General features: G+C 70.6%; 15 protein-coding genes. 9 read left to right on the forward strand and 6 right to left on the reverse strand.

Annotation, left to right across the window (positions count from 1 at the left end):
- The first annotated feature begins 17 nt into the window (after window positions 1–17).
- Together BJ992_RS09755 and BJ992_RS09760 are read left to right on the forward strand one after the other, a co-directional pair.
- Window positions 18–2,273, forward strand: coding sequence for a dipeptide ABC transporter ATP-binding protein (locus BJ992_RS09755; RefSeq protein WP_184987813.1), 2,256 nt, complete (start codon window positions 18–20; stop codon window positions 2,271–2,273).
- A complete protein-coding gene (locus BJ992_RS09760) occupies window positions 2,270–4,006 on the forward strand; it encodes an ABC transporter family substrate-binding protein (RefSeq protein ID WP_343072576.1) in 1,737 nt (578 codons plus the stop codon). The genes BJ992_RS09755 and BJ992_RS09760 overlap by 4 nt, the downstream gene beginning before the upstream one ends.
- A 7-nt stretch (window positions 4,007–4,013) precedes the next feature.
- Here BJ992_RS09760 and BJ992_RS09765 read toward each other — a convergent pair whose 3' ends face one another.
- On the reverse strand, window positions 4,014–5,693 hold the full coding sequence (locus BJ992_RS09765) for a hypothetical protein (RefSeq protein ID WP_184987817.1): 1,680 nt from the start codon (window positions 5,691–5,693) through the stop codon (window positions 4,014–4,016).
- A gap of 282 nt (window positions 5,694–5,975) precedes the next feature.
- A complete protein-coding gene (locus BJ992_RS09770; RefSeq protein ID WP_184979653.1) occupies window positions 5,976–6,242 on the reverse strand; it encodes a hypothetical protein in 267 nt (88 codons plus the stop codon).
- 480 nt (window positions 6,243–6,722) lie between these two features.
- Between BJ992_RS09770 and BJ992_RS09775 the strand changes: the two genes are divergently transcribed.
- From BJ992_RS09775 to BJ992_RS09785, 3 genes are all read left to right on the forward strand, one after another.
- On the forward strand, window positions 6,723–8,822 hold the full coding sequence (locus BJ992_RS09775; RefSeq protein WP_184979655.1) for a SpoIIE family protein phosphatase: 2,100 nt from the start codon (window positions 6,723–6,725) through the stop codon (window positions 8,820–8,822).
- Window positions 8,823–9,060: 238 nt separating this feature from the next.
- On the forward strand, window positions 9,061–10,806 hold the full coding sequence (locus BJ992_RS09780) for an RNA polymerase sigma factor (RefSeq protein WP_343072577.1): 1,746 nt from the start codon (window positions 9,061–9,063) through the stop codon (window positions 10,804–10,806).
- Window positions 10,807–13,186: 2,380 nt separating this feature from the next.
- Window positions 13,187–13,993 carry a hypothetical protein gene (locus BJ992_RS09785; RefSeq protein ID WP_343072578.1) on the forward strand — a complete coding sequence of 269 codons (807 nt, stop codon included), beginning with the start codon at window positions 13,187–13,189 and terminating at the stop codon, window positions 13,991–13,993.
- Here BJ992_RS09785 and yaaA read toward each other — a convergent pair.
- Together yaaA and BJ992_RS09795 are read right to left on the reverse strand one after the other, a co-directional pair.
- Complete coding sequence (gene yaaA, locus BJ992_RS09790; protein ID WP_184979661.1) at window positions 13,983–14,747, reverse strand: peroxide stress protein YaaA; 765 nt, start codon at window positions 14,745–14,747, stop codon at window positions 13,983–13,985. The genes BJ992_RS09785 and yaaA overlap by 11 nt on opposite strands.
- Before the next feature lie 191 nt (window positions 14,748–14,938).
- Window positions 14,939–15,169, reverse strand: coding sequence for a DUF7455 domain-containing protein (locus BJ992_RS09795; protein WP_184979663.1), 231 nt, complete (start codon window positions 15,167–15,169; stop codon window positions 14,939–14,941).
- Window positions 15,170–15,413: 244 nt separating this feature from the next.
- On the opposite strand from BJ992_RS09795, the gene BJ992_RS09800 reads away from it, so the two are divergent.
- Complete coding sequence (locus tag BJ992_RS09800) at window positions 15,414–17,486, forward strand: DNA gyrase subunit B (protein WP_184979665.1); 2,073 nt, start codon at window positions 15,414–15,416, stop codon at window positions 17,484–17,486.
- A gap of 35 nt (window positions 17,487–17,521) precedes the next feature.
- Here BJ992_RS09800 and BJ992_RS09805 read toward each other — a convergent pair whose 3' ends face one another.
- Window positions 17,522–18,022: a beta-class carbonic anhydrase gene (locus BJ992_RS09805; protein ID WP_184979667.1), complete on the reverse strand. Its 501-nt coding sequence runs from the start codon at window positions 18,020–18,022 to the stop codon at window positions 17,522–17,524.
- A gap of 147 nt (window positions 18,023–18,169) precedes the next feature.
- Between BJ992_RS09805 and BJ992_RS09810 the strand changes: the two genes are divergently transcribed.
- Both BJ992_RS09810 and BJ992_RS09815 read left to right on the forward strand, forming a co-directional pair.
- Complete coding sequence (locus tag BJ992_RS09810) at window positions 18,170–18,487, forward strand: hypothetical protein (protein WP_246496590.1); 318 nt, start codon at window positions 18,170–18,172, stop codon at window positions 18,485–18,487.
- Between the two features lie 112 nt (window positions 18,488–18,599).
- Window positions 18,600–19,133: a hypothetical protein gene (locus tag BJ992_RS09815; protein ID WP_184979671.1), complete on the forward strand. Its 534-nt coding sequence runs from the start codon at window positions 18,600–18,602 to the stop codon at window positions 19,131–19,133.
- A gap of 14 nt (window positions 19,134–19,147) precedes the next feature.
- On the opposite strand, the gene BJ992_RS09820 is transcribed toward BJ992_RS09815, so the two are convergent.
- Window positions 19,148–19,711, reverse strand: coding sequence for a thioredoxin family protein (locus BJ992_RS09820; RefSeq protein WP_184979673.1), 564 nt, complete (start codon window positions 19,709–19,711; stop codon window positions 19,148–19,150).
- 110 nt (window positions 19,712–19,821) lie between these two features.
- Here BJ992_RS09820 and BJ992_RS09825 point away from each other — a divergent pair, with 110 nt between their 5' ends.
- Entirely contained in the window at window positions 19,822–20,190 is a 369-nt protein-coding gene (locus BJ992_RS09825) for a VOC family protein (protein ID WP_184979675.1), read from the forward strand.
- Window positions 20,191–20,255 lie beyond the last annotated feature (65 nt).

Here is a 20,255-nt window from a genome sequence, read left to right on the forward strand (position 1 = left end):
CCGGCACCGGGGCCGCCATGGCGGGCCGTCCCGCGTTCCGCGCCGTGTCCGGCACCGGGTCCAGCACCGGGTCCGGCACCGGGGAGACCGCGCCGGTGCTTGAGGTCAGCGACCTGTCGGTGCGGTTCGGCGGCGTTCCCGTGGTGCGCGGCCTCGGTTTCAGCCTGCGGGCCGGCGAGGTGCTCGGCGTGGTGGGGGAGTCGGGGGCGGGCAAGTCGGCGGCGGCGCTCGCAGTGATGGGCCTGCTGCCCCGTCAGGCGAAGGTCGGCGGTTCGGTGCGGCTGCACGGCACCGAGCTGGTCGGCCTGCCGGACCGGCGGCTCGCGGCGTTCCGCGGCCGGGCCATCTCCATGGTCTTCCAGGACCCTCTGTCGGCGCTGACCCCGGTCCACCGCGTCGGCGACCAGATCGCCGAGGCCGTGCGGGTGCACCAGCGGGTGAGCAGGCGCGCGGCGGCCGAGCGCGCCGTCGAGCTGCTCGGCCTCGTCGGCATCCCCGACCCGCGCCGCAGGGCCAGGGCCTTCCCGCACGAGTTCTCCGGCGGCATGCGGCAGCGCGCCGTGATCGCCATGGCCATCGCCAACGACCCCGACGTCATCATCTGCGACGAGCCGACCACCGCTCTCGACGTCACGATCCAGGCCCAGGTCATCGAGGTGCTGAGACGCGCCAGGGCCGAGACCGGCGCGGCCGTCGTGCTCATCTCCCACGACCTCGGGGTGGTGGCGGGCCTCGCCGACCGGGTCCTGGTGATGTACGCGGGCCGCGCGGTCGAGGTCGGGCCGGTGTGCGAGGTGTACGAACGTCCGCGCATGCCGTACACCAGCGGGCTGCTGGGCTCGGTGCCACGCGTGGACGCCGGCCGCGACCTGCCGCTCACCCCGATCGAAGGCGGGCCGCCGTCCCCCGCGGCCCTCCCCCCCGGCTGCCCGTTCGAGCCGCGCTGCGCGGCCCGCCTGCCGTGCTGCCGCGAGGCCGAGCCGCCGCTGACCGAGATCACCCCCGGCCACCACGCGGCGTGCCTGAGGGCCGCCGAGCCGTCCGGCGGACATCCTCCGCGCGTAGGGCTCGTTCCCGGCCGTGGAGAGTCGCCTGAGGAGCGCCGTGAGCCCGTTCCTCGCCTCGGCTCTCCGGCGGCCGGTGAGACGCCGGCCCTCGCCGCCGACGCGACGGCGCCGCGGCCGGCGCGGCCGGTGGTGCTGGAGGTCGAAGGGCTGGTGAAGCACCACCCGCTGGTCAGAGGCGGTGTGCTGCGGCGGCGCGCCGGCAGCGTGCGCGCGGTGGACGGCGTCGGCTTCGACATCCGCGAGGGCGAGACCCTCGCACTGGTGGGGGAGTCGGGGTGCGGCAAGACCACCACGCTCATGCAGATCCTGGAGCTCACCGCGCCGCAGCAGGGCCGGGTCACGGTGTTCGGCAGGGACGCCTCCACGCTCACGGCCCGCGAGCGCATGGCCGTGCGGGCCCGCATGCAGGTGGTCTTCCAGGACCCTCTGGCGTCCCTCGACCCCCGCATGACGGTGCACGACATCGTCGCCGAGCCCCTGGTCACCCACGGCCGCGGCGACGTCGCGGGCCGGGTGCGGCGGCTGCTGCGGCTGGTCGGGCTCGACCCGGCGGACGCCGTCCGGTACCCGCGGCACTTCTCCGGCGGCCAGCGGCAGCGCGTCGCCATCGCGCGGGCCCTCGCTCTCGAACCCCGGCTGGTGGTGCTGGACGAGCCGGTGTCGGCGCTCGACGTCTCCGTGCGCGCCGGCGTGATCAACCTGCTGGGGTCGCTGCGCGACAGACTCGGCCTGTCCTACCTGTTCGTCGCGCACGACCTCGCCGTGGTGCGCTACGTCGCCGACCGGGTGGCCGTGATGTACATGGGCCGCATCGCCGAGATCGGCCCCGTGGAGCGGGTGTACGGCGCGCCGGCGCACCCTTACACCGAGGCCCTGCTGTCGGCCGTGCCGATCCCCGACCCGCGCAAGGAGCGTGAGCGGCGCAGGATCCTGCTGGACGGCGAGGTGCCGAGCCAGGCGCGGCCGCCGTCCGGCTGCCGGTTCCGCGGCCGCTGCCCCGCCTACCGGACGCTTCCCGAGCCGCTGCGCAAGCGCTGTGCCGACGAGCGGCCCGAGATACGGCAGGTCGCCGGGGAGGCCGAGCACGGCGCGGCCTGCCACTACCCCGGACGTCTCGCCCATAGTGGATCGTTCCAGAAGTCCGCGGCCGATCCGGACCACCTCAGGTGGCCGGCGGACCCGCCGACGAACGTGGAGGAATCGTGACAGCAACCCGGAGATCCGCACGCCGTCTCTCCTTGTGGACGCGCGGAGCCGCGGCGGTGCTCGCGCTGACGGCCGTCCTGCCGTCCGCCGCGTGCGGGAGCGGCGGCGAGAGGGCCGGACGGCACGCCGGGGACGCGCGGCAGGCGATCAAGGCGTACGACGTCAACCCGCTGCCGCGGTCACGGGTGCGCGACGGCGGCACGCTGCAGTGGGGGCTCACCGAGTTCCCGGCCCAGTGGAACCTCAACCACGTCGACGGCAACCTCGCCGACGTCAAGAAGGTCGTCGACGCGCTGATGCCGGCCGCGTTCCGCGCCGACGAGAAGGCCGCGCCGTCCCCCAACACCGACTACGTGACCGCGGCCACGGTGACCGCCACGAACCCCCGCCAGGTCGTGACGTACACGCTGAACCCCCGCGCCAGGTGGTCGGACGGCACCTCCATCACCTGGCAGGACTACCAGGCGCAGTGGAAGGCCATGCGCGGCGCCGACCCCGACTTCCACGTCGCCTCGACCACCGGCTACCAGGACATCGCCTCGGTGGAGAAAGGCGAGAACGACCACGAGGTGAAGGTCACGTTCCAGACGCCGTTCTCGGAGTGGCAGTCGCTGTTCTGGCCCCTGTACCCGCGCTCGGCCAACGCCACCCCCCAGGCGTTCAACACCGGGTGGCTGAACCGCATCCCCGTCACGGCGGGCCCGTTCAGGTTCGCGGCGTTCGACCAGACCGCCAAGACCGTCACGGTCGTCCGCGACGAGCGGTGGTGGGGGGACAGGGCCAAGCTGGACAAAATCGTTTTTCGCGCGCTCGACGGTGAGGCGCTCGTCGGCGCGTTCACCAACGGGGAGCTGGACGTCTTCGACATCGGGCCGTCCGCACCCGACTACGCGCGCGCCAAGGGGGCCAAAGGCGCGGTGATCCGGCAGGCCGCGGGGCCGGACTTCCGGCACTTCACCGTCAACGGCGAGAGCCCGGCCCTGTCGGACCCCAAGGTGCGCCAGGCCATCGCGCTCGGCCTGGACCGCGACGCCATCGCACGGTCCGACCTGCAGGGCCTCGGGTGGAAAGGCGCGCTGCTCGGCAACCACTTCTTCATGAACACCCAGGAGGGCTACCAGGACAACTCCGGTGAGCTCGGCAGGTACGACCCGGCGCGCGCCGAGCGCCTGCTGGACGAGGCGGGCTGGCGGCGGGCCAGTCCCACGAGGCGGCGCGGCGGCACGGAGCTCACCGTGCGGTTCGTGGTGCCGGCGGGGTTGCAGCTCAGCAAGTCCGAGGGGGAACTGGCGCGGGCCATGCTCGAACGCATCGGGGTGAAGGTCACGATCCAGGCGGTGCCGGGTGACGACTTCTTCGCCAAGTACATCATCCCCGGCAACTTCGACATCGCGCCGTTCTCCTACTTCGGCACGCCTTTCCCGGTCTCCAGCAGCTACGCCACGTACGCCGCCGCCGTGAAGGGCTCCGACGGCAAGCCCCGCTGGAACGCCAACTTCGGCCGTACGGGCCGCCGCGAGATCGACACCGCGATGCGGCGCGCGTCGTCCTACCTCGACCCCGGCCGGGCCCGCGCCGAGACCAACGAGGCCGACCGCATGATCTGGCGCGAGGTCAACGTGATCCCTCTCTACCAGCGTCCGCAGAACTGGGGGGTCAAGGCCACCCTCGCCAACATCGGCGCTCCGGGCTTCTACACCCTGCGCTACGCCGACATCGGCTTCACGGCCTGACGGCCCCTCAGTCCGGTGGTTCGTCGGGGATGTCGGCGATGTCGTCCAGGGCGGCGGCCAGCTCGTCGGGGTGGTCGCCGATGCGCTCGGCGATCTCCATGAGGACGTGGAGGACGTCGTGGCGGTCGTGGCCGAGGTCGAGCAGGCGCTGGGCCGCCTCCCACATCTGCTCGGGGTCGCCGTCCCACAGGCGGGTGGCGATCTCCTCGTGCCAGGCCAGGTGCTCGGCGAAGTCCGGCCGGTCGTGGTCGGCGATGTGGTCGATCTCCAGCAGCACCCGCCGGTCGGCGTCCTCGGCCGGGTGGAGCGACTCCAGGTCGACGTCGCCGTGCGTGCCCTCAAGGAAGGGGAACGCGAAGGCGCGGCGCGCCAGGGCCGACAGGTCGCCGTCGGGAAGCAGGCGGCGCACCAGGGAGCGGTCCAGCCCGAACGTCGTCGGGTCCCGGTAGGCCTCGGTGAAGCGGCCCGCGGCCTCCCACACGGCGTCGAGCGTGGCCTTCAGGCCCTCCTGCGGCAGGCCGGTGCGCGGCGCCGCGAACCGCACCCACGACAGCAGGACGTGCGGCATGGCCTCCTGCTCGGCCGGGTCGAGCAGGACTTTGCGCGGCAGCCAGTCGAGCAGGAACGTCTCGCACTTGGTGGGGCTGACCCGCAACGGCCGGTTGAAGTCCTGGTCGCAGCCGTAGTCGATGATGTGGTCGGCGCACCGCGAGGCCGCCGAGGGGTCCGACAGGTGCTCGGCGAAGTCTGAGGCGAGGAACTCGGCCGCCAGCATGGCGCGGCGGTCCCTGCTGTACGGCGCCTCGCTGAACAGCGGCGCGGGCCGCTTGCGTCCGGGAGGCAGCGCCTTGATGCGGGCACGCGCGAAGGCGTGGAAGGCGCTGTAGCCCTCGCTGACGGCCGCGGGGGACTTGCGGCCGAGGGACTCGGCGGTGGCCCGCATCGCGAACTCCAGCAGCGCACGGGCCTGCTTGGGCTCCAGCTCCTCGAACCGCAGCATGGGATTGCCCGCGGCCTCGGCGTCGGCACGCACCAGCAGCTCGTCGACCTCGGAGGAGACCCACGCGTCGCGGGCCATGCCGCGCATGTTGTAGTCGACGACCACCACCAGCGCGTGCGGCTCCTCGGACGCCACCTGGGCCGTCTCCTGAGACGCGGGACGGGTCTCCCGTACCTGGGCCGCGGCGTCGGGCCCGGGCCGCGCGGCGGGGACACCCGGCTGGTGCTCACCCGCGCGGCCGGCGGCCGCCTCGGCGGCGACCCGCGCGTGCGCGGAGGCCGCGGCCCCGGCCGTGCCGGGGGTGTCCGTGCGGTAGGCGAAGGTGCACACCACGGTGTCCTGGTCGCCGTAGGCGTCACGTGAGACGTAGCACCCGCGCGGTTTGACGGCGCCGACCCGCTCGGCCCAGCGGGGCCGTGCGACGTCCGACTCCATCAGCGCGAGCGCGGCCCCCTCGGCCTTGGCGGCCTGGCGGGAGGTGCCGAGGTAGGCGATGGCGATGAGCAGGGTGAGCGCGGCCGGGGTGCCGGCCTTGGCGGCGTACTCGACCAGGCCCTCGCCGAGGAACTCCTCGACGTCCCCACGGCGCAGCCGGCGACCCCACCACGCGCCGAGCATGTCGGAGACCATCAGCTCGGCGTCCAGCGGAGTGCGCACGGCGAGAAGCTCTCGTGCCGCGAGAAGCATCTCGGCGAACACGTCGTCCGGCGGTCGGGTGCCCCTGGGGGCGCGTCGTCGTCGGCGGCTCACGCTCCTTACCCTCTCGCATTCTCCGGCCGGACGTCGCGCGGAACGCACGCCGGTGACCCCGCTGTTACCCGGAAATTCTTACTTTCCTCCCAGTGGGCCGGTCAGCGAGGCCGGTCATGGCCCTCTGGAGCCATCCGGTCGTGACCCATGTGAATCATCCGCTTATGGCCCATATGCGTCATATGAGAGCTGTGTTATGGATCGGGGAGATCCGCCGGCTCAGCGGCGTGACCTCGCGGGTTCGAGGAGCGGGGCCGACCACGCGAGGGCCAGCAGGCGCTCACGGGCCAGACGCTCCACGACGGCGGCGGTCGCCTCGACGCCGAGGTGTGCGGCGCAGGCCGACACATCGCGCACATATCTGCCGATGAGTTCCACGGGCACGCCGGCGAACTCGCCGGAGAGGCGGGCGACGACAGGCGCGGGTGGCGCGACGGTACGCGGATCGGTGGTTCCCCCGGACGGACGCAGTGCGAGAGCAGGCATGATAGGCGTTCGCAATCTCCCGGAAGGCCGGGGGCATGGTCACCCCCGTGCAGTGCTCTGAGGGGACGTGCGTATCCAATTCCATCGTGTCTCGCCAAGCTGTCAACCCCTTGTCCCGTAAGGGTTAGGGGTACTCCCGCACCTCGCGGCCCAACCTGTGGGAAGCTGTTCTCCGGGCGCGTCCGGCTGCCGTCCGGCCGCGCCGTGCCGCGGGAGCGGGTCCCGCGGCGGCGGAGCGCGGAGGGAGGGTTTCGCCGATCCGCCGAAGACCGTGCGGAGCCCGGGGCCGGTGACGAGAAAGTCGGCCGATCTCGCTGCACACGGCGGTGGCTTTTTGACAGGATGCGTTGACCGCATCGCGGCCGGGGCTTCCGTCCGCGCGTGCGCATCGCCGATGATGTAGTGCAGTTCCGCGCTACCAATCACAGTTATGGAGATGTGCCTCGTGGGAGACCCTGGCACGCGACGGAGGTGCCGACCATGAGCGCCGAAACCTCCGTGCCCCGTCCCCGGGAGTCGGGTGTGGACATCTCAGACCCCGCCCTTTTCGAGGGCTTGCTGGCCGAGGCCCCGTTCGCCTTCGCGTTCTTCGACACCGGCGGCAGGTTCACCCGGGTCAACCAGAGCTTCGCCGACATCGGCGGGCTGACCGCCGGCGACCTGGTGGGCCGCTCCGTGGCCGAGGCACTCTCCGGCGAGTTCGCCTCCCTTGTCGAGGCCGCGCTCAACCGCGTGCTCGAAGAGCACCGCGCCGTCGCCAACGGCGACCAGCGCCTGCGCGCCGCCTCCTCCACCGGCGGCATCCGCCACTGGGTCCTGTCGTTCTACCCCATCCACGGCGACAAGGGCGCGCTCGCCGGGGTCGCGCTGTTCGGCGTGGACGTCACCGAGCGCCAGCTCACCGAGGAGGAGCTGCGCCGCAGCGAGGAGCGCTACCGCTCGCTGGTCGAGTCGCAGCAGCAGCTCGTGTGGATCACCGCGCCGTCCGGCGCCGTCATCGAGGACGCGCCGCAGTGGCGTGCCATCACCGGCCAGAGCCTTGAGGAGTACCTCGCGCACGGCTGGCTCGAGGTCGTGCACCCCGACGACCGTCCCGCCGCGGAAGAGGCGTGGCGCGAGGCTCTGCGCGGCCGCACCATGTTCGAGTGGAGCTACCGGGTCCGCACCAGGGCCAGCGGCTACCGCCACTTCGAGGTGCGCGCGGTGCCGATCATCCGGCACGGCCGCGTCGTCGAGTGGGTCGGCGCCAACAGCGACGTCACGCCGCAGCGTGAGGCCGAGGAGATGCGCGGCAGGCTCACCGACCAGCTCGGCGCCGCCGCGCTGCGCACGGCCAGGCTGCAGGGCGCCACCGCCATGCTGGCCGAGGCGCTCACCGTCGAGCAGGTCGTCCAGGTGATCATCGACGTGGGCCGCACCGCGCTGGCCGCCGACCGGTCCGCCGTGGCGCTGCTCGACACCGACCGCGCCGTGCTCAAGCTCACCAACAGCGGCGGCATGCCCGACATCCCGGGTGTCGCCGGTGAGGAGATCCCGCTCGGCCATGCCAGCGTGATGACCATGGCCGTCAACAGCCGGCGGCCGGTGTTCGCCGAGTCCCCCGAGAGCCTGCGAGCCCAGCTCGTGGAGGCCGGCGCGGACGAGGCCACGATCGCGGGGTTCCTGGAGCACAGCGACGAGCGGTCCTGGGTGGGGCTGCCGCTGCTCGCGGCGGGCCGTGCGCTCGGCGCGCTCAGGTTCGCGCACACCCGTCCGCAGAAGATCTCCCAGGAGGACGGCGTCTTCCTGGAGGCGCTCGCCGGCCAGTGCGCGCTCGCCGTGGAGCGCGCGACGCTGTTCGAGCGCGAGCACCGCACCGCCGAGACGCTCCAGCGCAGCCTGCTGCCTGATCGGCTGCCGGTGATCCCCGGCGTGGTCCTCGCGCAGCGGTTCAGGTCCGGCAGCAGGCACGTCCAGGTGGGTGGCGACTGGTACGACGCGTTCCTCCTGGAGGACTCCCGGGTGGCCGCGGTGGTCGGCGACGTCATGGGCAAGGGCGTCAAGGCCGCGGCGGGCATGGGCCGCATCCGCAACGCGATGCGGGCCCTCGCGCTGACCAACCCGCCTCCCGCGGCCGTGCTGACCGGTCTCGACCGGGTGTTCGGCGCCACCGAGGAGGAAGAGCAGGTCACCACCCTGGCCTACATGGTCGTCGAGCCCGGCAGCGGTGAGGGCACGCTGGCCCTGGCCGGTCACCCGCCGCCTCTGCTGGTCTCCCCACAGGGCACGGCGGTGCTGGCGGAGGGCGAGCCGGGCACGCCGCTCGGCTGGCCGACCACCCGCAAGCAGCTGAAGTTCTCCGTCCCGCCGGGCCACACCGCGGTGCTCTACTCCGACGGTCTGGTGGAGAACCGCAAGCGCGGCCTGGACGCCGGGCTGGCAGAACTTTGTTCTGTCGTCGGCGAGGCACCCCCAGAGGTCCTGGGAAATCCGCACATGTTGCTTGACTTCCTGGTGGATCGCATGCTGGCGGGGTATGAGCAGGACGATGACGTCACTGTGCTCGCCGTCCACGTGCCTGCCGCCACAAAGAGTGACTGAATGAATCAGTCATAAGGGTTGCTTTCGGGTATCGGTGACCCGCTTCCGTACGCACTACTGTTCCGGTCGGCCTAGGGTGGAGGGGCAACCGCCGTGAGGCGGCCGTAAGGACTGCGGGGTCATGCCACAATGCTGGGCAGGTACGTCGCGGTTCGCACGGCCCACCACCGAAAAGAAGCAAGCGCCCCTAGCGGGCACCTGGGTCCATTCTCACCATGCGTTCGTTCGAGAGGTGTTCGTGTCGCCTGCAAGTTCGACTCGCTCGAAGCCGTCGTCTGAGCTGAACGAGCCCGTCATTCAGCGACTGATCGAGCGTGGGCGCTCGCAGGGTTTCCTCGAGTCCGAGGATGTCCGTAAGGCCTTCGAGGAGGCGGACATCCCGATGTCGCACGCCGCTGGGTTCCTCAGGAACCTCAGCAAGGAGGGTGTGACCGTCGTGGTGACCGCCGCGGACTCGGCGGCCCCCAAGAGGTCTCGTGGCCCGGCCAAGCGTCGCACCGCCGCCCCCGTCAAGAAGACCAAGCCCGCCACCGCGGCGGCCAAGGAGCAGCCCGATACCGTCACGGCCGTGGTGAGCGGTGCCGGAGGCGAGGCAGCCGCGACCGGCGAGAAGCCGGCCGCGAAGAAACCGGCGGCCAAGAAGCCCGCGGCCAAGAAGGCCGTCCCGGCGAAGAGCGCCGCCGCGCCCGCCACCGACGCGCCTGCCAAGGTCCCCACCCCTGCCGCCCTCGCCAAGAAGGCCAAGCCGGAGGTCGCCGTGCCCGCGTCGCCATCGCCAAAGATCGAAACCAAGCCGAAGGTCGCCTCCGAGGACGACGAGGATCTCGAGATCGAGGGCGACCTCGAGCTCGAGGACTTCGACCTCGACGTCGAGGTGGACGCCGAGGCGGAGACCGAGTCCGAGAGCGAGTCCGACACGGACTCCGAGGGCGAGCCCGACACCGAGGTCGAGGCCGAGGTCGAGGCCGAGGAGGCCGCGAAGACCGGCACCGAGCCGCAGTCCGACGACGAAGTCCTCATCATCTCCGATGACGACGACGACGCGCCGGTCGCGCAGGTCGCCGCCGCCGGCGCCACCGCCGACCCGGTCAAGGACTACCTCAAGCAGATCGGCAAGGTCCCCCTGCTGAACGCCGAGCAGGAGGTCGAGCTGGCCAAGCGCATCGAGGCCGGCCTGTTCGCCGAGGAGCAGCTCGCCACCGACGGCGAGCGACTGCCCGTCGACGTGCGCGCCGAGCTCGAATGGATCGCCGAGGACGGCCGCCGCGCCAAGAACCACCTGCTGGAGGCCAACCTCCGCCTGGTCGTCTCCCTGGCCAAGCGCTACACCGGTCGCGGCATGCTGTTCCTGGACCTGATCCAGGAGGGCAACCTCGGTCTGATCCGCGCGGTCGAGAAGTTCGACTACACCAAGGGCTACAAGTTCTCCACCTACGCCACGTGGTGGATCCGGCAGGCGATCACCCGCGCCATGGCCGACCAGGCCCGCACCATCCGCATCCCGGTGCACATGGTCGAGGTCATCAACAAGCTGGCCCGTGTGCAACGCCAGATGCTCCAGGACCTCGGCCGCGAGCCCACCCCCGAAGAGCTGGCCCGCGAACTCGACATGACCCCCGAAAAGGTCGTCGAGGTCCAGAAGTACGGCCGCGAGCCCATCTCCCTGCACACCCCACTGGGCGAAGAAGGCGACAGCGAGTTCGGCGACCTCATCGAGGACTCCGAAGCCATCGTCCCCGCCGACGCCGTCAGCTTCACCCTCCTGCAGGAGCAACTCCACTCCGTCCTGGACACCCTGTCCGAACGCGAAGCCGGCGTCGTCTCCATGCGCTTCGGCCTCACCGACGGCCAGCCCAAAACCCTGGACGAAATCGGCAAGGTCTACGGCGTGACCCGCGAACGCATCCGCCAGATCGAATCCAAAACCATGTCCAAACTCCGCCACCCCTCCCGCTCCCAAGTCCTCCGCGACTACCTCGACTAACCCACCCCGGTGGCCACCACCCCACCCACCCCAAGGTGGCCACCACCCCCAACCAGCCCGGCTCCACCACCCTCGCATCCACATGCGGCCAGCCGCCACTGGCCCATGATGCGGGCCGCCCTCGTAGGTCCATGGCGCGGGCCGGCAGTTTAGGTCCGTGGTGCGGGCCGGCAGTTTAGGTCCGTGGTGCCGGTCGTCTAGGTCCGTGGTGCGGGCCGGCCGCTATCGGCCGTGGCGCGGGCCGGCCGTTTAGGTCCGTGGTGCCGGCCGCTACCGGCCGTGGTGCGGGCCGGCCGCTACCGGCCGTGGTGCGGGTCGGCCGTTTTGGTTCGTGGCGCGTGCCGGCCGTCATTCGTCCATGGTGCGGACCGGCCGTTTTGATTCGTAGTCGGGTGGGCCCTTCGGTCCGTGGCGCGGATCGACAGTTTTGGTCCATGATGCCGGCCAGCCGCCACTGGCCCTTGGCGCGAGCCAGCGGTCGCCAGTTCCTGGCGCGATGACCTCTCCGTGTGTGCCGTCGGCACGCTCTCGACTGGCGCCGACGCGGTGGGTTGCGGTGCGGTGAATCCGGCGCCATCGTACGGTGGTCCGCCGGTCGGTGGTGGCCGGGTCGGTCCTGGACGGCCGATGTGGGACACGGCGGTTACCCGCTTGCTCGTGATGGTGAAACGAGGTGGTCAGTGCGACCAGGTCACTGCGCGGTGATCTCTCTTTGCCGTACGTCGAACCCACTGGATAGAACACACGATTCCCGTCACGCATATGGCGTCCCGTCACGCATATGGCGCGAGCCAGCGGTCGCCGATTCCTGGCGCGATGGCCTTTCCCTGTCGTGCCGTCGGTACGTTCTCGATTGGCGCCGAGGCGGTGGGTTGTGGTGCGGTGAGTTCGGCGCCATCGTACGGTGGTCCGCCGGTCTGTGGTGGCCGGGTCGGTCCTGGACGATCGGTGTGGGACACACGGCGGTTACCTGATCGCTTGTGACGGTGAAACGCGGTGGTCAGTGGACTATGTCACTGCGCGATGACCTTTTCGTGTCGTGCCGTCGGCGCGTTCTCGATTGGCGCCGAGGCGGTGGGTCGTGGTGCGGTGAATTCGGCGCCATCGTACGGTGGTCCGCCGGTCTGTGGTGGCCGGGTCGGTCCTGGACGGTCGATGTGGGACACACGGCGGTTACCCGCTTGCTCGTGAGGGTGAAACGGGGTGGTCAGTGCGACCAGGTCACTGCGCGGTGATCTCTGTTTGCCGTACGTCGAACCCACTGGATAGAACACACGATTCCGGTCATTGCATGACGGCCCGAAGCCGCCGTACGGGCCTTGACCAATGCGGCAATTCCCATACCCCCTCCAAAGCCCTCTCGGCAATCGTCTTGAAGGCCGCTGACCGGCGGATCATCACTCCAACACGCCGGAGGCCACCCACTACGTCCCGAGGGGGATCGTGTTCCTGACCAGCAGGTCACAAGCGTCTACCCTTGGCAGGCGGCCCAGCTCACAATGGCCGTGAGCGTCCGACGTGCCGACGACTGACCGGTGAGCCGCCGTACCGCGGCGCCGGAACCACCGCACCACACCCCACCGCGTCGGCGCCAAAACCAGCACACCGACGTGACGGTGCGGAAGGTCCGCCGAGACCGCTCCAAACCCCGGCTCCGTGGGGGCCACCACGGGCAAGGCGGTGCTTGGATCGCCACGAGCAGGACGGTGCTTGTGGTCGCCACGAGCGACGCGGTGCCTGTGGCCGCCACGGCAACGCGGTGTGTGTGGTCGCCACGGCAACGCGGTGTGTGTGGTCGCCACGAGTAGGACGGTGCTTGTAGTCGCCACGGCAACGTGGTGTGTGTGGTCGCCAGGGGTAAGGCGGTGCTTGGGTCGACAGGAGTGGGACGGTGCTTGGGGTCGCTGCGGGCGACGTGGTGTGTGTGGTCGCCGCGGGTAGGTGGTGTGATTGATCGGCACGGGCAGGTGTCGTCGGTCGCTGGGTAGTTGGTGGTTCTTAGCGGGGGATTGATGGAGATTTGGGGGGGTTCTGGGGGGTGGGTGGTGGAGGAGGTGGGGGTGAGGGTGATTGATTTGGGGTGGTGAGGGTGGGTTAGGGGGGCTTGGGGGTTGGGAGGTGGTGGGGGAGGGTTGACGCGGGGGTTCGGACTGGGGGTTAACATGGCCGTAACCCTCCGGTAGCGCCGTAAGTCTTGACGTTTTCTAGGCTCCGCGCCATGGGTGTGATCGAAGTGGATCGGGCTCGTGCTCGGGGGCCACGACTGATCGCAGGCCGTCCGTGGACGGACGACGTGCTCGACGAGGCCGTGCATGCCCTAGGGCGTGGGCACCTCGAATACGCCCTTCCCGCTCTCGTCGGTTCCCGGGGGGACCACGAGGTGCGCGCTCTACGTGTGGAGGCGCTGGGAAGGGCCGCCGTGGGTCTCACCGGGGGCATCGAGGCCCTGTTGTCGCGAGACCGAGCCAATCCCGATCTGTGGCTGTGGCTGGCCCGGGTCCGTATCGAAGAGGCCTGGCACGTCAAACCGGACGTGCGCGCGCGGGCCGTGCAGGCCGACCGGTTACAGATGTACCAGCGTGCCATGGAGTCCGCGAGAACGCCGCTGCACACCGCGGCGCGGCTCGCGCCGGACGATCCGGTGCCGTGGATCTGCCTGTTGTGGATGGCCATCGGCCTGGAGTGGCCGAGGCGGGAACGCGACGAGATCTACGAGGAAGCCATGGCCCGCGCGCCGCGTCTGTACGCGACCGCCGTGGCCCGCCTCGTCAGCCTGTCGCCGGGCTGGGGCGGCACGACCCAGGAGATGCTGGCCTTCGCCCGCGCCTCCGCGACCCGGGCCCGCACCGGTGACCCGATGTCGGCGTTGCTGCCGCTGGCCTACTTCGAGTACATGTCCGCCGAGCGGGTGAGCCGGTCGCGATTATGGGATTCGTTCGAGGTGCAGCGGGAGCTCACCGTGGCGGCCGGCCTGTGGCACGACGGCCGCGGCGGCCCCCCGCACCCGAGGGCCGTGGAGGCGCACAACGCGTTCGGCGCGGCGTTCTACCTGGCCGACATGCGCCGGCCCGCTCGCGGTCACCTTTCCCGCACGGCCGGTAGATTCAGCACTCTGCCGTGGTCGCATCTCGGTGACCCGGCGAAGGAGTACGGCAAGGCCTGCTCGCGACTGAACATCACGAACTGATGACGATGTCCACGGTCCACGGATCGCCGGCCTTCGGCGGCGGGCCGAGTTCGGCCGTGTGACCGATCTCGGTGAGCAGCGCGGCGAGCGCCTTCGGGCTGCGGGGGCTCGCCGCGCTTTCGAGCAGGGAGCGCGCGACCGCGCCACGGGTCGCCTTGGCCATGTGGCTGACCACCGAGCGCGCGCCGTTCACCTCACGCAGCACCCGGATCGTGACGGCCGGTGACGCCGGCCGCCAGGCGGCGGCGTAGGTCGAGGAACGCAGATCGACGACGAGCCCCCGTTCGGAGCCGAGGGCCTCGGTGAGGAACGGCCGCCAGTGGGCCGCCAGACCGCCGAGAGGCGGCAGCCGCACCCCCATGGACAACCGGTAGGGGGGAACGCGGTCCCGTAGGCGCAGCGCGCCCCACAGGCCCGAGAACACGATCACGGAGCGGCCCGCGCGCCGGCGCGCGGCGGCGTCCAAGGTGGCGAGGCCCAGGTTGTCGTACAGGACCCCGGTGTACAGCCGGCCCACCGGCAGCGTGGCGGCGGTGCGCAGCTCACGGTCGACGGCGAGCTCCCCGGCCTGGCCGGGGGTGAGGCCGAGGACGGCCAGCGCGTCGCCTTGTGGCCCGCGGGCCACGGCGGTGAGCGCGTCGAGGACCTTCTCCCGGGCCGAGGTCAGCGCGGGGAAGCTCAGGGCGTCCAGGTCCAGGGGCCGGCCGTCGCCTTCGGCGGCCTTTCCCTCGGACGGCGGCAACAGGATCAGCACGGCGCGATCCTAGCGCCCGCCCAGGTCAGGGGACCTGGCGAGCCCTAAGCGTCCCGGCGATCCTCTGCGGGGCGCCGGATGTGCCGGCGTCCCGCCATGGCACGCGGCGGGGTCAGAGCCCGTCAGGGCACCGTGCCGCCGCGTCTGGTGTGCGGTTGTGATCTATTGGATGCGGAGCGTCGAGCAGGGGCTCAGCGCTCGTCGTTGGTCGCGGTCGAAGGGGTTTCGCTGAGCCGTGCCGACTCGTCCTGGATTTCGGCACCCTTGTCGCGCAGAGCCGCGACGTGCCGTCGCCCGTGGTGGGCGCAGAACAACAGCTCCCCGCCCACGGGGAGAGACGCGCGGATGTACGCCTGGGCGCCGCACCGGTCGCACCGGTCCACGGCGGTCAGCGGCTTGGTGGGGGCGAGAGCTCCAGTCACGTATCGCCTTTCGGGTCACCCCACTGACGTGGGGATTTTGGCGTCAGTCACTTGGCACAACATCTAACCCGCGGCGGACGTTCCCAATCGTGCCCGCGATACGCCGAGAGCAGAATGTGTCGTTAAGTGAGGTGATTCCGCCGCGGGACGACGCAGTACACCGTAGTGGTGGGACGCTTAGGGGCGGCGTGGCAGCGGAAACGGTAGGCTACGCACACATGTTCGATGTTCAGTGGGAGTGGGAGTGACCGCAGTCAGCGCGGAGACGGGCTACACCGCCCGCCACCTGTCGGTGCTGGAGGGCCTTGAGGCCGTCCGTAAGCGTCCCGGCATGTACATCGGTTCGACTGACAGCCGCGGTCTCATGCACTGCCTCTGGGAGATCGTCGACAACGCCGTGGACGAGGCGCTGGCCGGGTTCTGCACGCGCATCGAGGTGGAGCTGTCCGCCGACGGGTCCATAGAGGTCCGCGACGACGGCCGTGGCATCCCTGTGGACATCGAGCCCAAGACCGGCCTCGCCGGTGTCGAGCTCGTCTACACCAAGCTCCACGCCGGCGGCAAGTTCGGCGGCGGGTCCTACACCGCGTCAGGCGGCCTGCACGGCGTCGGCGCCTCGGTGGTCAACGCGCTGTCCTCGCGGCTCGACATCGAGGTCGACAGGGACGGCCGGATCCACGAGATCAGTTTCCGGCGCGGCGTGCCCGGCGTCTTCGACGGGGACGGGCCGACGGCCCGGTTCAAGAAGAAGTCCGGCCTGCGTGACGGCGGCCCGCTGCGCGCAAGGCGCACCGGCACCCGCGTGCGGTGGTGGGCCGACCGGCAGATCTTCCTGCGCGAGGCCGAGGTCTCGCTCGACGAGATCCACGTCCGCGCCAGGCAGACCGCGTTCCTCGTGCCGGGTCTCACCATCATGGTGCTCGACGCGCGGGGCGAGGAGCCGATCTCCGAGGAGTTCCGCTTCGACGGCGGCATCTCGGAGTTCACCGAGTTCCTGGCCCGCGACGAGGCCGTGTGCGACGTGATGCGCCTGCAGGGCTCGGGCCACTTCCACGAGACCGTCCCGGTGCTGGACGAGCAGGGTCACATGACCTCCACCGAGGTCGAGCGCGAGCTCCTGGTGGACGTGGCGATCCGCTGGGGCAAGGGCTACGAGTCGGCCGTCAGGTCGTTCGTCAACGTGATCGCCACTCCCAAGGGCGGCACCCACGTCAGCGGCTTCGAGAGGGCCCTGGTCCGCACCGTCAACGAGCAGCTCCGCGAGACCCGCCTGCTGAAGAACGGCGACGACCCGGTCACCAAGGAGGACATCCTGGAAGGGCTCACCGCCGTGGTGACCGTCCGGGTGCCCGAGCCGCAGTTCGAGGGGCAGACCAAGGAGGTGCTCGGCACCTCCGCGGCGAGCCGCATCGTGTCCCATGTGGTCTCCAAGGAGCTCAAGGAGCTGTTCGCCAGCACCAAGCGCGCGCACAAGCTCCAGTTGCGCGCCGTCCTCGAGAAGATCGTGGCCGCCGCCAAGGCCCGCATCGCCGCGCGCGAGCACCGCGACACCCAGCGGCGCAAGAGCGCTCTTGAGAACTCCGCGCTGCCCGCCAAGCTGGTCGACTGCCGCAGTGACGCGGTGGACCGCAGCGAGCTGTTCATCGTCGAGGGCGACTCGGCGCTCGGCACCGCGCGCGCGGCCCGCGACTCGGAGTTCCAGGCCCTGCTCCCCATCCGCGGCAAGATCCTCAATGTCCAGAAGGCGTCCGTCGCCGACATGCTGAAGAACGCCGAGTGCGCCGCGATCATCCAGGTGATCGGCGCGGGCTCGGGCCGCGGCTTCGACATCGAGGCCGCGCGGTACGGCAAGGTCATCTTGATGGCCGACGCCGACGTGGACGGCGCGCACATCCGGTGCCTGCTGCTCACCCTGTTCCACCGCTACATGCGGCCCATGATCGAGGCCGGCCGGGTGTTCGCCGCGGTGCCGCCGCTGCACCGCATCGAGATCACCAACCCCGGCAGAGGCAAGGACAAGTACGTCTACACCTACTCCGACGCCGAGCTCCAGCGCACTCTGCGCGACCTGGAGCGCCGGGGCCGCCGCTGGAAGGACCCCATCCAGCGTTACAAGGGCCTTGGTGAGATGGACGCCGACCAGCTCGCCGAGACCACCATGGAGCCGCGGCACCGCACGCTGCGGCGCGTGCGCATCGAGGACGCCGAGGCCGCCGAGCAGATCTTCAGCCTGCTGATGGGGAGCGACGTGGCGCCGCGCCGCGAGTTCCTGGTGAGCAACGCCACCGAGGTCGACCGCGACAGCATCGACGCCTGAGCCGGAGCGTGAGGCCCCGGCCCAGGCGTGCTCGATCACACTTCGACAGGCATGAGCTTGCCGCTGTGCACGTCGTACACCGCGCCACCGACGTTCAGCCGCTCCGGCAGGTAGGGGTAGGTGCGGATGCGCACGAGGTCGCGGCGCAGGGCCGCGTCCTGGTCGGGCACCGTGTGGAACTCCAGGCTCCGGGTGTCCATCCCGAAGTCGTCGAGGAGCAGGCGGTGCACGTCCTCGTCGGTTGACTTGGCCATACGGCAGTCGGTGTGCGGCATCACGAGCACGCGGTCCACGTTGAGCAGGTAGACGGCGAGCACGAGCGTGCGCAGCACGTCGTCGGTCACCCGGGCCCCGGCGTTGCGCAGGATCTTCGCGTCACCGGCTTTGAGCCCGAGCAGGCCGAGCGGGTCGATGCGCGAGTCCATGCACGTGACCACGGCCAGGGTGCGCGCGGCACGGCCGGTCAGAGAGGAGATCGAGAAGTTCTTCGCGTACTTCTCATTGGCGGCCAGCAGGTCGTCAAAAGCTCCGGTCATGCCACCAATCTTCCCGGATGCCGAAATCCGTAATAGCAGTGGGTGGGTCCGGAATCAGGATCGTAAAGATCCCGCACCGCGCCGTCGCTCGGGGTGATGATGAAGTCACTCGGAGTGTGGTTCGTGGGAGGGTTCCTCATCGTGGGCATGAACGATTCGGTGGCCGGCTACCTGCGCGGCCGGGCCAGATGGCGCCTGGACCGTGTGCAGCGCAACGACGGCGCCTGGAACGCGCGCTGCGCACTGGCCCTGCTGGACGCCGCCGCCTACGCGCAGGCGCTCCCCGAGGACGACCCGCTGATCCTCGCCCTGGAGGACGCCGGTTGCTTCGGCCCGCACGGCCTCGGCGACTTCGAGCCGGTGGAAGCCGTCGCGAAACTCATCGACTTCTGGTCAGAAGGCGAGCCGTGGGAACTCCTCACGGCCATCCCCCCGGTGGCCCGGGGGGACGCCGTGCGCCGCTGACCACGCTGTCGGCCGCGGCCGGAGAATGCCGCTACGAGCGAAGGTTCCGCCGTGATCGCGACGTCTCCTCGGACCACTGGCGGTATCGCCGGCCCGCTTCTACGCTCCGGTCGTGGCGAGCATCAACTACTTCGAGGCCTGGGGGATGTGGTGGGAAGGGAAGTCCACGCTCGGTCATGATCTCTTCGGTGTCATGTCCATGGTGTGGGTGGGCCGTATCGGGAAGATCCTGAGCTTCGCAGGCGGCCTGACCCTCCTGCTGGACATCATCGGTGCCGAGCGTCTGCGGCGCCTGGCTCCCGCCATCAGGAAAGGTGGCTGCCTGCTCGTGCTGGCCTGTTACGGGTCGGCGTTCTTCTTGGCGCCGGCCGCGGCGGAGCATTTGTTCTTCCTGCTGGACCTGGTGGAACGGATGCCCGACATCCCGGTGATCAGGTTCGTGCTCTACGTCGCCGCCTTCCTCGTGACCATGGTCCTGGTGATCTTCGGTCCGCTCTTTCTGTTCTACGCGCCTGGACTGGTGCTGATGTGGGTTCAGGAGCAGGTGGCGCGCCTGCTGGCCCACGAACGCAACGTGACGATCATGCGGATCGGCGCGCTGGTCTGCGTCGTGGTGGGCTTCCACTTCGATCTGCTGGCTTCGTAGCCTCTCGTGGAGTGCTAGGCGGGTTCGTTGCCCGGCTTCCACTTGATGCCGCAGCCGAGGCTCGGCGCCTGGTCTCCCGGCGCCTCCTGGCCGGCGAGGACCGCGTCGATCGCGCGGCGCAGCGACGACCCCGTCACCGGGACCTGGTTGGACGGACGCGCGTCGTCGAACTCCCCGCGGTACGCCAGCCGCAGGTCGCCGTCGTACAGGAAGAAGTCCGGTGTGCAGGCCGCTCGGTAGGCGTGCGCCACCTCCTGTGACTCGTCCACGAGGTACGGGAACGTGAAGCCGGCTCGCGCCGCCTGCTCGGCCAGGCGCGCGGCGCCGTCGTCGGGGTAGTTCGCCACGTCGTTGCTGCAGATCGCGACGGTCGCGACCCGGCCCGCGTAGTCGGACGCGAGGGCCCCGATGCCCTCCTCGATCCGCCGCACGTACGGGCAGTGGTTGGACAGGAAGATCACCAGAGTCGCGGAGGCACCCTTGAGATCGGTCAGCGACACCCGCGTGCCGTCGACGGCGGGCAGATCGAACTCCGGTGCCGGGGAACCCAGCGGAACCATGAATGAAGACACAGCCATGTGACCATTGTCGGCCATCCGGTTTCACCCACGTCCCGCGGGCAGGTACCCCGGCGAACCGGTACCGGCTGCCGGCAGCCGTCTCACATATCCCGGAGAGGAGCCTCCTCATGCCGCCGATCGCGACGATGCGCGCCGTGGTCCTCGACTGTCCCGACCCAAGGGCCCTGGCCCGCTTCTACTCGGCCGTCATCGGCTGGCCGGTGACGTACGAGGACGACGACTGGGTCACCCTGGCGGAGGACGGCGCCGGCTACCGCATCTCGTTCCAGCGCGTCGAGGATCACCGGCCTCCCGTGTGGCCCGGTTCGGCGCACCCGCAGCAGTTCCACCTGGACGTGACCGTCGTGAACCGCGCCGAGGCGGGCCGCCAGGTCGAGGCCCTCGGAGCGCAGAAGCACGCGCACCAGCCCGGCAAGGACTTCACCGTCTACACCGACCCCGCCGGCCACCCCTTCTGCCTGGTGGACGCCGACTGACCGCATGCCGACCGGCCACCTGCCGATCGACCGTCCGCCGACCGGCCACCTGCCGATCGACCGTC

The organism is Sphaerisporangium rubeum (assembly GCF_014207705.1).
Classification (GTDB): Bacteria; Actinomycetota; Actinomycetes; order Streptosporangiales; family Streptosporangiaceae; genus Sphaerisporangium; species Sphaerisporangium rubeum.

Bases quoted from the DNA above. Each gene is read 5' to 3' on its own strand.
- BJ992_RS09755 (WP_184987813.1), top strand. From the start codon at position 18: ATGGCGGGCCGTCCCGCGTTCCGCGCCGTGTCCGGCACCGGGTCCAGC.
- BJ992_RS09765 (WP_184987817.1), bottom strand. From the start codon at position 5,693: ATGCTTCTCGCGGCACGAGAGCTTCTCGCCGTGCGCACTCCGCTGGAC.
- BJ992_RS09770 (WP_184979653.1), bottom strand. From the start codon at position 6,242: ATGCCTGCTCTCGCACTGCGTCCGTCCGGGGGAACCACCGATCCGCGT.
- BJ992_RS09775 (WP_184979655.1), top strand. From the start codon at position 6,723: ATGAGCGCCGAAACCTCCGTGCCCCGTCCCCGGGAGTCGGGTGTGGAC.
- BJ992_RS09805 (WP_184979667.1), bottom strand. From the start codon at position 18,022: ATGACCGGAGCTTTTGACGACCTGCTGGCCGCCAATGAGAAGTACGCG.
- BJ992_RS09810 (WP_246496590.1), top strand. From the start codon at position 18,170: ATGAACGATTCGGTGGCCGGCTACCTGCGCGGCCGGGCCAGATGGCGC.
- BJ992_RS09820 (WP_184979673.1), bottom strand. From the start codon at position 19,711: ATGGCTGTGTCTTCATTCATGGTTCCGCTGGGTTCCCCGGCACCGGAG.
- BJ992_RS09825 (WP_184979675.1), top strand. From the start codon at position 19,822: ATGCCGCCGATCGCGACGATGCGCGCCGTGGTCCTCGACTGTCCCGAC.